Annotated in this window: 8 protein-coding genes; 4 read left to right on the forward strand and 4 right to left on the reverse strand. The window is 56.6% G+C overall.

Going from position 1 to position 10,725, the window contains the following annotated elements; genetic code table 11:
• Positions 1-122: 122 nt before the first annotated feature.
• Positions 123-461, reverse strand: a complete 339-nt coding sequence (locus tag J2046_RS32315; RefSeq protein WP_210058797.1) for a hypothetical protein — start codon at positions 459-461, stop codon at positions 123-125.
• Positions 462-481: 20 nt separating this feature from the next.
• Here J2046_RS32315 and J2046_RS34290 point away from each other — a divergent pair, with 20 nt between their 5' ends.
• Positions 482-1,093: a helix-turn-helix transcriptional regulator gene (locus J2046_RS34290; RefSeq protein ID WP_280107556.1), complete on the forward strand. Its 612-nt coding sequence runs from the start codon at positions 482-484 to the stop codon at positions 1,091-1,093.
• Positions 1,094-1,540: 447 nt separating this feature from the next.
• Here the strand turns inward: J2046_RS34290 and J2046_RS32325 are convergent, their stop codons facing one another.
• The 3 genes from J2046_RS32325 to J2046_RS32335 all read right to left on the reverse strand — a co-directional run bounded on the left by J2046_RS32325 (position 1,541) and on the right by J2046_RS32335 (position 5,208).
• Positions 1,541-2,548: an alpha/beta fold hydrolase gene (locus J2046_RS32325; protein WP_210058799.1), complete on the reverse strand. Its 1,008-nt coding sequence runs from the start codon at positions 2,546-2,548 to the stop codon at positions 1,541-1,543.
• Positions 2,538-4,139 carry an RcgA family putative transporter gene (locus J2046_RS32330; protein ID WP_210058801.1) on the reverse strand — a complete coding sequence of 534 codons (1,602 nt, stop codon included), beginning with the start codon at positions 4,137-4,139 and terminating at the stop codon, positions 2,538-2,540. The genes J2046_RS32325 and J2046_RS32330 overlap by 11 nt, the downstream gene beginning before the upstream one ends.
• 484 nt (positions 4,140-4,623) lie before the next feature.
• Positions 4,624-5,208, reverse strand: a complete 585-nt coding sequence (locus tag J2046_RS32335; protein WP_210058803.1) for a hypothetical protein — start codon at positions 5,206-5,208, stop codon at positions 4,624-4,626.
• A gap of 301 nt (positions 5,209-5,509) precedes the next feature.
• Here J2046_RS32335 and J2046_RS32340 point away from each other — a divergent pair, with 301 nt between their 5' ends.
• The 3 genes from J2046_RS32340 to J2046_RS32350 are packed head-to-tail and all read left to right on the forward strand — an operon-like array spanning position 5,510 to position 10,573.
• Positions 5,510-6,757, forward strand: a complete 1,248-nt coding sequence (locus tag J2046_RS32340) for an efflux RND transporter periplasmic adaptor subunit (protein WP_210058806.1) — start codon at positions 5,510-5,512, stop codon at positions 6,755-6,757.
• A gap of 12 nt (positions 6,758-6,769) precedes the next feature.
• A complete protein-coding gene (locus tag J2046_RS32345) occupies positions 6,770-9,907 on the forward strand; it encodes an efflux RND transporter permease subunit (RefSeq protein ID WP_210058808.1) in 3,138 nt (1,045 codons plus the stop codon).
• An 18-nt stretch (positions 9,908-9,925) separates the two neighbouring features.
• Positions 9,926-10,573, forward strand: a complete 648-nt coding sequence (locus J2046_RS32350; RefSeq protein ID WP_210058810.1) for a TetR family transcriptional regulator — start codon at positions 9,926-9,928, stop codon at positions 10,571-10,573.
• The last annotated feature ends 152 nt before the right edge of the window (positions 10,574-10,725 follow it).

Consider the following 10,725-nt stretch of genomic DNA (forward strand, 5'->3'; position numbering starts at 1 on the left):
TTAAATAACTGGCTATTCTATACAAAATAGATGGTCGATGCTATTGTCGCTGAAATGCAAATTTTGCGACCATTTCGGTATTGCGATCGTCGTAAAGAGGGGAAGCCCAAGGCCGCAAGCAATCAGTTGGGTAAAATTCTGTCCATAAGTTCGAGCAGGTCGAAGCCAAGGAGATCGCTTCCTTCCGCAGTGGCGGCAATCAGCGCGATGGCAAGGAAGGGCCGCCATTCATTGGTCGCGTCCATTTCCTGGCAGCGATCGACAAGTTCTTTCAGGATGCGTGTCGCTTCTGATCGCAGGTCCGTAAGCTCATTGGCCCGGTGCGCGCCGTCGGCTGCATCGAGTGCTTTTGCCTTCTTGCCGATCGCCACAAATTCCGCCAACAAAAGCTCGAACTGGCCTTTGCCTTGCTCATGTTTCTGAAGCATATCAAACCTGCCATGTCTGGAATTCAATCTCATTGCTGCGGGCAGTCTCGGCAGTGGAATATCGTTTCAAGCTTGCCCAAAATCCGAAGGTCTTCCGTATTTCGGACGAGGCGTTTGCTTTGAATACGGCTTCGGGTGATATAGATCGCGAAAGCAAAGCGCTCAGAGCGATGGAAATGACCGCGAAAACACAAAACCATATCGAAAGCGCCGGACTCGTTGAGGCTCGTGATCCGGAGATCGATAGTCCGATCTATCGTCGTGAGGGCTTCGAAGGCATTGTCGAATTCGGCGAGATGGACAAGAAGCTCGGCGAAGCCTTGCGCATTGCCCGCGAAGAACACGGGCTTACCCGGCCGGAATTGGTCCCTCTTGTTGGCTTAACTCCTCAGGTCTATGGGCGCTACGAGCGTGGTGAGGCTAAATTGCACGTCACGCGCCTCGTGCATCTCGGCGAACTGCTGGATTTTTCGCCGCTTGATCTGATATTTGCGGCGGCTCCGCACCTGTGGGGTACATCCGAGAACGAAGCGAAAAACCGCTACCGGTTGATGAAGCACATTGAAAAACTCCCAGCCGAAAAGACCAAGTTGCTCTTGGAGATCGTCGAGTCGTTCTTAGCGCTCCAGCCATCGGGTGAAGCGAAGGATCCAGACCATAAGTAGACGGCCACAGCTCAATATCGCCCAGCGTCGGGTCTTCGAGCTGCGGCCTATTTGTCAGCAGGGATGTCGTCACGCTCGAAAATGACCAAGCCAGTTGAGCCCACTTGCCTGCGGATGCAATGCACGTCGAATACGTCAGAATCCATGGCTGCTCTCAAAGCTGAAATAGCTTCTCCTGTGCGCTGTCGATTGCGATGTGTGTCCGTTCAGAATAAGCGCTAAGGCTCTGCTTCCACTGGAACCAGGCCTTGCTGAAAATTGACATTTGGTAACTACGGTGCTTACCGCAGATTGCGTGAGGGAATGCGAATCCTAGCGAAACCAAACGAAATGCCGTTCCCAAACTATTGATCTAGAACAGAAAATTTTTCACAGACGCGGGAGCGAGAAGAGCGGGAGGCCCGCTCTGCTTGTCGGCCATCAGGGATCCTTTGCGGTCCTCGTACGTTAGCCTCGCCGCGACAGAAAACGCTTCAGGCTTAATCCTGCGAGCAATATGTACGGGGGCATCGCGAGGGAATAATGACCGCAGTTCAGCTCCAGGACGTTTGGCCTCGCCCCGGCTTCGTGTAGTTTTTCTATGAAGTGTTTCGATAGTTCGGGTAACACCACCTTGTCTCTGGTCGCGATCACCGCGTGAAGAGCAAGATTGGGTCGCGCCAGCTTATGCGCGTAGTTCTCCAAATCCAGCGGCCCCCACGCCCTACGAAGATCGGCTATCTCGATCGCACGCTCCAGGCCTTCACGTATCGCCCGGGTCGCACGGCCTGTCCAAACCATGTCAGCGAGGCTACCCGCCGTCAAAAACAAGGACGCCTTTGTTACGGCCGGTTCATGTGCCGCGATCAATCCCGCAACCCATGAGCCAAGGCTCATGCCGAGAACCGAGATCTCTCGATAGCCTTCGCTTTTCAGCCAGCGGATCAGCTTTCGTCCGTCCCATACGGCCTGCCTTACAGACTGGATCGTTCGGCCGAGATTCGCGCTCAGCATGTCCTCGGCATAGAGCGAGCCAGGACGGCTTCGCTCGAAGTGATAGGGCATGGCGATCTCGACCGTCGTGATCCCACGCCGCGACAAATACTTGGCGATCTGATGATTTCGGCGGCTGGCATTCCAGTGGTGGAAGATCACCAATGCCTGGTTGTGCGAGCCACTTTCGGTTACCTTCGCCCAAACAAAGTTATTCTCTTCGACGTCCGTTGATATGTCCGAAGGAAATTTCAACCACCCATCTTGTATCTCAAAGCCATCATCGCTCTCGCTCGGTTCGCCATAAAATCTTGGATCAGCCAGAGCTTGGTCGGCAAGGGCACAAAACTCCTCGACAGTTCCTACCCTCTTCTGGTCCGGGAAAGCGAGGCAGCTGTCGAGAAAGATAGGTTTCGCTGTCTTCGCTTCCTCGCCACGCCGCGCCCGCTGCTCGTCCCACCGGTCAATCCATCTATGATACACTCTGGTTGCTTTCCAATTCGGTCTGCCGCCGTTGCCCGAACTCTGGATCAAAGAGGCCGTATACGGCGAGTAGAACACTAACGCCGAGGAAGGTCGAAAAGCCGTCAAAGACGTCGATCAACAGATAGCTGGCAAAGAGCAGGCCTAGGACCGCTGACATCTTCCACAAAGTCACACGGAACTCCTTTTCGAAAGCCAGGCGAAGAAGACCGTATACAAATACGACACAGGCCGAAATGGCGACAAGCAGGCTGCTGTAATGCGTTGGCATTCGATAGCCCAAGCTGTGGCTACCATCAGGGTGGCCTTCGAGAACCGAAGACATATCGTGAATTATCCAGGTCATGACGTCTTCGCCATTGGAGTTCAGGTATGCGCTTTGGATCTTCATGCACACGGCGACGAGAACACCAAGGATGGTGCAGCGGAAAATTCCCCGCATGATCCTAAGGCGGATTTCGCGCCGATGCTCGTGCTCTGGCTGCGTCTTTGCGCCTCCTTCGATTTTCCAAAGATCGTGGACGATCGTATGAAGCAAAATCAGGCCCGCGAAAAAGAGATAAAAGCAAATGCTCATGTAAAGGTAGGAAAGCGCGGTGAACACGATCTCTACAGGCACCGATATGAGATCAGGTTGCACAATGGCTATCGTGCCCCAGCTGATCGCGTAATCGCCACTACCCTCCAGCAGGGGGACGAGACACACGCCGATCCATTGAAGAAGGCCAGCGACCAGGATGCAGATCAGAAAAACGGCCCAATAGGAATATGAATAAGCGCGAACATTGCACGCCCAGGCTTTGGTGCTTTCTGAGCTATCGGCATGTGCTGCCAGGCGTACGCGTGCGTCCTGTTTCCAAAATGCCAGCAGCTCAATCACAACTGCGAAAAATAGCGGCAGGAGTACCATGAAGAGAAGGGTCCAGTTCGGTGCCCATAGAAAACCGACTTCCTTAACGACGCCGTCCGGCCGCCTATAGGTGATGCTGGCGATCCCGACGATGTACGACAGAAACCCGAGGGCGGAAGCACCGGCGAATATCGATGCCGGAAGGTTCAAGGGAGATCCATGAGTGAAAAGCGCTTCCGATCTCTCAGCTAAGCTTAACGGTTGTCTTTTTCGGGAAACTTCATTGTCTTGGGCGATACTGCCCGCAGGTTCTTCATAATCAACCATAATAGGCGGCGACGTCTCAGGGCCGAAGGATGCCATGCTTCCAGCAGATTTTTTCGAACTTCGCCTCTTAGAGGTCAGCCGCGATTGCGCTGCACTGAGTTCCACGAGCCATTCGCTCGTCGCTTCCGGATCGTCGCAGCCATAGATCCGTGCCAGCCAGCGGATGTTGGAAGGGCTGATTCCCTTATCGTTTTCTTGAAACCAGAGCTGGACTGTTCGCAAATCGACGCCGAGCCGGTTGGAGTCGATCTGTGATATCGCCTCCGCCAACAACTCCGGCGTCCACGGGCCTTGTGGAAACCCGTCCCGACCCAAAGGCCGGCCCGCTCCCACGGCGGCTAACTGCTTGAACAGTTCTTTGAAATCGCGTCCGTCCTTCGGAGGAGGGACAAAAATCTTCCCGTTCTTTTCCAATGGCTCAAATGCTCAAATTTAGTTCGCTTTAGTGACCCGAGAGGTCGTATCCTGACGCGACGGGGGCTCGGATGATCTACCTGAAGTATATCCATCTCCTTCGGATTGGTAAAGAAATAAAGCACTCCTTCAAAGGGAGATGCCGCAATTTATCATGCAGTTTCAATTGCCTGCGCGTTTCAGAAAACCGGCTACGCGCTCCATTCACTGGCATGAGTGAGGAGGAGGGCGCCGTTAATACGGCTATCTTAGGTTGTGAAAATCGCATAATGCGATTTATGGAACTAACATTGTAGCTTACGGGCTGATGTTCCGCTTTCCTGTTCGCGTCTTCCGGCTCGCCGACGCTTAATAGGTTCGCCAGATGACGCCTGTTCGCCACTCGAGTTCCACCTCGCCATGAGTGCTTAGTCAACCAGCAACAGCCAGAACATCCTTGATCTGCATGGTGGCGGCGGCGATCTCTAGACCATATTGCTCAACATTATTTCAGCGTTTTACGAAGGGACAATCCGAGCCCACCGATGGCAAGCCCTAGCAAAAGTAGGTTCGTGCCAAGTATCACGTCTGGTTCGATACTGAAGTCAGTCCAGCCGTTGATGATCCCCCCGACCACCGCGCAGACGAAACTTGCGAGACCACCCGCCACTAGCCAGGTGCCGCCGTCCCCCAAGATGCCAATCGTTACACCGATCCAGGTCGTGAGCGCCGCCGAAGCCGCGAGGATGACGTAGAACGAGGCGAGCGACCACGTTGAGGCAAGCAAGGGATCGTTTGTGAGGATCAGACCGAGCCAGAGATGCAGAATACCGACGATTATCCAATCGAAATAGAGTTTCGGGCGCCCCAGTCTGATGATGATGATCGCCAGCAGAAGACCGCCAAATACCGAAGCCATGCCGGGCCAATATTGGAAAGCCAGTCGACCGAAAAAGGAGTTGGCAAAAGCGACAGTGGCCATATCGACAAGAATAATGCCGACCACGAACAGTCGCCCACCGTCATATGGGCCTTGAAAGCGATCGCTGATCTTACGACGCTTTCGGGACGCGGCGGCGCGGATGAACATTAAAAAATCCGAGACGCGCATCAGCGGTGATGCGCGTCTCGGCGGATGTCCGCTGTTGCGGCGTGGGGACGTGCACATCCGTGTCTTCTACAGTTCGCAATGCGTAGTTGACGAGCGGCTTGTGTGAGCCACCGGGGCCAACGCGAGCGCAAAATAACCCTTAGGGGCCGACCGTTGAACTTCCCTTATTTCCAAACCGACTTCCTCTCGATTTTCTTTTCGCAATGCAACAATCTGCTTGATTAACACATCCGATTTATATACCTACGAAAATGTATGTAAATAGGCCGTAAGATAAAATATGGAGTTCAAGATGCGGACCACTGCCCTGCGTGCAACCGTTATCCTGCTGGGAGCCGCCTTGCTTTCTGCCTGCCAGAAGGAAGAACAGGCGGCTGCCCCACTTCGGCCGGCGGCCGAAGTGGGGGTGGTGACCGTCGCAGCAGAAACCCTTCCGATCACCAACGAATTGCCCGGACGCATTGCGCCCACCCGGCTTGCCGAGGTAAGACCGCGGGTGTCGGGCATCGTGGTGGAACGTGTCTTTGAGCAAGGCTCGCTGGTCAAAGAGGGCGATGTCCTTTATCGCATCGACCAGGCGCCGTTTCAGGTCCAGGTCGACAGCGCCGAGGCGACACTCAAGCGCGCTCAAGCGGCCCAGCTTCAGGCACGCCAAACGGCAGACCGGCAGCAGCAGCTCCGCCGCAACAATGTTGCTTCCCAGCAGGAATACGACAACGCCATCGCCCAGCTTGCGCAAGCCGATGCCGAAGTCGCCATAGCGGAAGCCGGTTTGGCTAGTGCGCGTCTCAGTCTGCAGTACTCGCAGGTAACCGCGCCGATCAGCGGCCGTATCGGTCGTGCCTTGATTACGGAAGGGGCACTGGTCAGTACCAACAGCTCGGAGAACCTCGCGACAATCCAGCAGCTCGACCCGATCTATGCGGACTTCACACAGCCCGCCGCCGATCTGATCCGGCTTCGCAAAGCCCTACAAGACGGCCAACTGATGACCGGACCGAACGAGGCTGAAGTCAAGCTTATCCTCGACGACGGCACACCTTACGACGTGCCGGGTCGGCTGCTCTTCTCCGAAGCCGCGGTTGACGAAACCACCGGTCAGGTGACATTGCGGGGAGAGTTCCCCAACCCGAACGGAGACCTGCTGCCTGGCATGTATGTTCGGGTTCAGATCCAGCAGGGAATCGCGAGCGCGGCAATCGCCGTGCCACAGCAGGCTGTCCAGCGCGATGCGGGCGGTCAGGCGAGCGTGCTCATCGTCAATGCCGAGAATACGGTCGAACAGAGGCGTGTGAACGTCGGCCGTTCGGTCAACGATCGCTGGGTCATTACCCAGGGGCTCAAAACTGGTGATCGCGTGCTGGCTGAAGGGTTCCAAAAAACAGCACCCGGCGCGAAGGTGGCGCCTGAACCTTGGGTTCCGCCTCAGGTTGCGAACGCAGCGGCACCAGCCATACCGCGCGAGCAATCCGACATGGCAGAGCCGGACAACAAACCCTCCCCCGAAGCCAAGGCTGCCAACCAGTAAGGATCGCTTGTTATGGCACAATTCTTTATCGGCCGGCCGATTTTTGCCTGGGTCGTGGCCCTCTTCATCGTCATCGGCGGGCTCTTGGCATTGCCCAGCCTGCCGATCGCGCAGTATCCCAATGTCGCTCCTCCGCAGATCGCTATTTCGACGAACTATCCCGGAGCCTCGCCGGAAGATGTGTATCAGAGCGTGACGCGACCGATCGAAGAAGAACTGAACGGCGTGCCGGGCCTTATCTACTTCGAGTCGACGTCGGAATCGTCAGGTCGTATCGCGATCAATGTGACGTTCGCGCCCGGCACGAATATCGGCGAGGCTCAGGTCGAGGTGCAAAACCGTATCGCCCGCGTCGAGCCTCGTCTGCCTCAGGCTGTTACCGCGCAAGGCATGCGCGTGGAACAAGCTGGCACTGCGTTTTTGATGATGGTGGCGCTTACTTCGACCGACGGCAATACAGATGCAATCGGCCTGGGCGACTATCTCAGCCGCAACGTACTCGGTGAAATCCGTCGCGTGCCCGGTGTGGGCAGCGCGCAACTTTTCGCGTCCCAACGCTCGATGCGCGTGTGGCTCGACCCGGACAAGATGGTCGGGCTCAGACTGACCTCAGCCGATGTCATCAGCGCCATTGGGGCGCAAAATGCGCAGGTCGCGGCAGGACGCATCGGCGCGACGCCCAATCCAATCGGCCAGCAAATTTCCGCGACCATTAATGTCCAGGGCCAGTTGCGCACGCCGGAGGAATTCGGGGCGATTGTCCTACGCGCCAATCCCGATGGCTCCTCGGTCCGCCTGCGCGACGTGGCTCGCCTCGAGGTCGGGGCCGAGACCTACAACTTCTCAAGTCGGCTCAACGGGAAGCCGAGTGCGGCGATCGGCATTCAGTTGTCGCCGACGGGTAATGCGCTGGCCACATCAGAGGGCGTCCACGCGGTCATGGAGGACCTGAAACATTATTTCCCCGTGGGCCTTGAATACGAAATTCCCTACGACACCAGTCCTTTTGTCGAGATATCCATCGAAAAGGTTATTCACACACTCGTTGAGGCGATGATCCTGGTTTTCGCGGTGATGTTCCTGTTCCTCCAGAACATCCGCTACACCATCATCCCGACGGTAGTCGTTCCCGTGGCGCTGCTGGGAACAGTCGGCGTCATGCTCGTCGCTGGCTTCTCGATCAACGTGCTGACGATGTTCGCCATGGTGCTGGCGATCGGCATTCTCGTGGACGACGCGATCGTGGTCGTCGAAAATGTCGAGCGCATCATGATGGCGGAGAAGTTGCCTCCAAAAGAAGCGACCCGTAGGGCGATGAACCAGATCACCGGTGCGATCATCGGTATCACGCTAGTGTTGACCGCCGTCTTCGTACCCATGGCCTTTTTCCCCGGCGCCGTTGGTATCATCTATCAGCAGTTCAGCCTGACGATGGTGGTGTCGATCCTGTTCTCCGGGTTCCTCGCCCTGTCGCTGACGCCAGCTCTTTGCGCCACTTTTCTGAAACCGATCCCGCATGGTCACCATGAGAAGAAAGGTTTCTTCGGGCTGTTCAACCGTGGCTTCGACAAAGCCTCGCACGGCTATTCCTCGCTCGTCAGCAGGATCATCAAGCGGGCTGGCCGTTTCATGGTAGTCTATCTCGCTCTGGTCGTCGGTCTCGGCTGGGCTTATCTGCAGCTTCCCGGCTCCTTCCTTCCGAATGAAGACCAAGGCTTCCTGATCGTAGACGTCCAGGCGCCTGCAGAGGCAAGCACCGACCGCACGCTCGAGGTTATTGAGCAGCTCGAGCAGGTCGCGTTGTCGGAAAAAGCGGTCGACCGGATCATTGCCATTTCCGGTTATTCCTTCTCGGGAACCGGACAGAATGCAGGCCTGGCCTTCATCACACTTAAGGACTGGGACGAACGTGGGCCCGAGGATTCTGCGGTCGCCCTATCCGCAAGGGTCAACCAGAAGCTTTTCGGCCTGCGCGACGCGATCGCATTTGCGTTGTCCCCTCCACCGATCCAGGGGCTTGGAAACTCCAGTGGCTTCACCTTTCGCCTGCAGGATCGATCCGGCGCTGGACAGACGGCTCTCGGTGCGGCTGCGGCCCAATTGATGGCGGAGGCCCGAAAGAGTCCCGTACTTGCAGGCCTGCGTGTTGAGGGCATGCCGGATTCTGCTCAATTGAATCTGCTGATTGACCGGGAGAAAGCCAATACGTTCGGCGTCACGTTCAGCGATATCAATGCCACGATTACCGCTAATCTCGGCTCGTCCTACGTGAACGACTTTCCAAATGCCGGCAGGATGCAGCGCGTGACGGTCCAGGCGGACGGTAACGCGCGCATGCAGGCAGAGGACCTCTTGAAGCTCAACGTGCGCAACGCCAGCGGCGGAATGGTGCCGATCTCATCGTTTGCGAGTGTCGAGTGGGTGCGCGGGCCGTCACAGGTTGTCGGTTATAACGGCTATCCGGCCGTCCGCGTCGCCGGGCAAGCCGGTCCCGGGTATTCCACGGGCGACGCCATCGCGGAAATGGAACGGCTGGCAGGCCATCTGCCCACCGGGTTCGGTTACGAATGGACTGGTCAGTCCCTACAGGAAATTCAGTCCGGCGCCCAGGCCCCTGCCCTGATTGGTCTCAGCATCCTGTTCGTGTTCCTGCTGCTTGCAGCGCTCTACGAAAGCTGGTCGATCCCGATCTCGGTTATGCTGGTCGTGCCGCTCGGCGTCATCGGCTCTGTCGCGGCCGTCATGCTGAGAGATATGCCGAACGACGTCTATTTCCTCGTCGGCCTGATCACCATCATCGGTCTGTCTGCGAAAAACGCCATTCTCATCATCGAATTCGCCAAAGATCTCAGGGCCGAAGGCAAATCGACTTACGAAGCGACCGTGGAAGCGGCGCATCTTCGCTTCCGCCCGATCCTGATGACGTCGCTTGCCTTCACGCTTGGCGTCGTCCCGATGGCGATCGCAACCGGAGCCAGCGCGGCAAGCCAGAACGCGATAGGCACAGGTGTCCTTGGCGGCATGATCTCCGCTACCCTGCTTGCGATCTTCTTCGTCCCTGTATTTTTCGTGTTTATCATGAAGCTTTTTGATAGAAGGCGGGAAAATGATGTACCAGCGTCACAGCAACCCGCCCAGGCAGCGGAGTGATCGAGTTGAGGAGGAGACATGCGCAGAACCAAGGCGGAAGCAGCCGAGACCCGCGCATCGTTAATGGCAGCTGCCGAGCAAATGTTTTTTGAAAAAGGGGTAACTGCAACAACGCTGGACGAGATCGCGTCGGCAGCCAACCTCACGCGCGGCGCGATCTACTGGCACTTCAAGAGCAAGACGGACTTGTTTCTCGAGCTTTATGACTCCGTCAGGCTGTCGGACATCACAATGTTTGAACTGCTGCAGGCGGATGCAAGGGACCGCGACCCGCTGTCTGCCCTGCAGTCAGCCACCGAAGACTGGTTGCGGCTCGTGTCCACCGATGTTCCCAGGCAAAGAATGTTGACGATCCTTGCCCGCACGAATTTTACGGGCGAGTTGGAGCCCGTAGCCAATGCCATGGCCGAAAACTATGCAAAGCAGATGGAGACGCTCATCGAGGTGCTGGATCGCGCCGCCAGCACCGGCTCGTTGTCTCCGGGATGGACACCGCAATGTGCTGCCTGGACCTTCAAATGGCTGGTCAACGGCATGTGTTGGGAATGGTTGCTCCATGGTCAGAGGTTTGATCTCGTCCAGAAAGGTTCTGAAGCGGTTAGAAAGACGATCGAGTGTTTTCGTGGATCATCGATGCCCACAAACGGTTCTTCAGACACTCAATAGCCTGAACCGGTCAGTGTTGCCGGCTCTAAGACTGCGTAGGTAAGGAAACCTCTTCCCACTAGAGCGGGATGAATTTAGGCGGAATCGGCATGGGGATTCCCTTTTGTGAGCAAATCAGATTCACCATTCAGGCCGGTGCAGGAGGCCGGCCA

The organism is Neorhizobium petrolearium (genome assembly GCF_017873175.1).
Taxonomy (GTDB): Bacteria; Pseudomonadota; Alphaproteobacteria; order Rhizobiales; family Rhizobiaceae; genus Neorhizobium; species Neorhizobium petrolearium.

Excerpts from the sequence above, each read along its gene's own strand:
- J2046_RS32350 (WP_210058810.1), top strand. The coding sequence starts at position 9,926 with ATGCGCAGAACCAAGGCGGAAGCAGCCGAGACCCGCGCATCGTTAATG.
- J2046_RS32340 (WP_210058806.1), top strand. The coding sequence starts at position 5,510 with ATGGAGTTCAAGATGCGGACCACTGCCCTGCGTGCAACCGTTATCCTG.
- J2046_RS32345 (WP_210058808.1), top strand. The coding sequence starts at position 6,770 with ATGGCACAATTCTTTATCGGCCGGCCGATTTTTGCCTGGGTCGTGGCC.
- J2046_RS32335 (WP_210058803.1), bottom strand. The coding sequence starts at position 5,208 with ATGTTCATCCGCGCCGCCGCGTCCCGAAAGCGTCGTAAGATCAGCGAT.
- J2046_RS32315 (WP_210058797.1), bottom strand. The coding sequence starts at position 461 with ATGAGATTGAATTCCAGACATGGCAGGTTTGATATGCTTCAGAAACAT.